Consider the following 1,045-nt stretch of genomic DNA (forward strand, 5'->3'; position numbering starts at 1 on the left):
CGGCGATGGCGAGGCCGAGTTCCCGCGCGAGCGCGCGGGTCTCGTCCTTGGGCAGCTCGCCCAAGGGAAAGCGCAGATAGGCGAGCTGCTCGGGCGTCGTCGCGTACAGGAAGTAGCTCTGGTCCCGGGCCGGATCGAGGGCGCGGTAGAGGGCGCGGCCCCCCTCCGGCAGGGGGCGGCTCGCCACGTAGTGGCCCGTGGCGAGCGCGTCCGCATCAAGGTCGCGGGCGAGGCCGAGCAGGTCGCGAAACTTGATCGAGCGGTTGCACTCGACGCAGGGGATCGGCGTCTCGCCCGCCAGATAGCTCTCCGCGAACCGATCGATCACGGCATCGCGAAAACGGTCCTCGTAGTCGAGCACGTAGTGCGGGATGCCGAGATGGGCCGCCGCCGCGCGGGCGTCGTGGATGTCCTGACCGGCGCAGCAGGCGCCCTTGCGGTGGGTCGCGGCGCCATGGTCGTAGAGCTGGAGCGTCACGCCGACCACGTCGTAGCCCTCCCGTTTCAGCAGCCCCGCGACCACGGAGGAATCGACGCCGCCGGACATGGCGACGACGACGCGCGTCTCGTGGGGAGCTTTGGGCAGGTCGAGGGAGTTCATAGCCGGATCCGGCGGCCCCGCGCTGGGGTAATGGCCGCCCGCGGCACTCTATAAGGGCTGGCCGCCGGAGTTTCCAGGGCGGGTCGTGCTGCTCTTACCGGGCGGACCCCATGCGCGATCGCGTGCCGCCCGGCAAAAGCTGCCGCCCGCCCGGCAGCAAAGGCCGGCAGGCCCGAAGCGACTGCGCGCTCGGAAGTCAGGAAAGGCGTTACGCTTCAGTATTTTGCGGGATATGCGGCGGTGGCTCGCTGCTTGCTCCCACCGGCTTCGAGGAGCGGGGATCGATGGCGTTCGCAACCACGGATCGAATGGATGGCGTCGCGGCCGGGTACAACCGTCCGAACCTGCGTGGAACCGCCTCGCGCGGCGCCGCGGCGGAGGGGTTCGATCGGATCCTGAGCGCGGCCGGGGCGCGGGAGCCGCGGGCCGCGGAGGCGCGCCGGG

Annotated in this window: 1 protein-coding gene; it reads right to left on the bottom strand. The window is 71.3% G+C overall.

Going from position 1 to position 1,045, the window contains the following annotated elements:
* Positions 1-601: asparagine synthase-related protein (locus MFF54_RS27545; protein WP_238307358.1), on the bottom strand; the 601-nt coding region annotated here is incomplete at its 3' end.
* Positions 602-1,045: the final 444 nt, after the last annotated feature.

Origin of the sequence: Methylobacterium gregans (assembly GCF_022179245.1) — a bacterium.
Classification (GTDB): domain Bacteria; phylum Pseudomonadota; class Alphaproteobacteria; order Rhizobiales; family Beijerinckiaceae; genus Methylobacterium; species Methylobacterium gregans.